Raw genomic sequence first — 509 nt, forward strand, 5'->3', positions numbered from 1 at the left:
TCTGCATCACCATTGAAGATGTCGTAATTCATTGAGCGATAGTTCCTTTATCGAGAGTCAATCCCTTGAACTAATCGAGGGAGATAGTCGTCTTATTGTGCGTAGCAAGTATGACAAGTCAACTCAAGGCGCGACTCGAAAATGAGAGTGACTCTCGAAATATTGAAGCAAGTGACCGATCAGCCCTGCAGTGTGCTGACCGCTTCTTCCAACAGCTGTAGTTGCTCTAAACCTTGTTCAGTCGCGACAGGTTTCACAACATTCAGCATCTGCAGCATCCCCTGCTTCACCATTTGCTCGGTAATGCTGGTTTTCGATGCCATTGCAGATTGGTAAGCTAACCAACTACAAGCGATCAAATGCAGCGTGCACACCAGTGATTTCAACTGCTGTTCATTCACATCCAGCAGCTTCAAAGAAACAAACTCCTGCATAATCGCAATGAGGTTGGCTTGCAGCTTCTCTTGCACATCGATGTACTTCTCGTGCAGCTGTTCATCTCGTGACAA

1 protein-coding gene is annotated in these 509 nt (G+C 46.2%); it reads right to left on the reverse strand.

The window, feature by feature from the left end; translation table 11 throughout:
* Nucleotides 1–179: 179 nt before the first annotated feature.
* Nucleotides 180–509, reverse strand: a 330-nt coding sequence (locus tag R7Q09_RS28555) for a TetR/AcrR family transcriptional regulator (RefSeq protein ID WP_318144259.1), incomplete at its 5' end; no start/stop codon positions are given.

Source organism: Vibrio sp. 2130-1 (assembly GCF_033339515.1).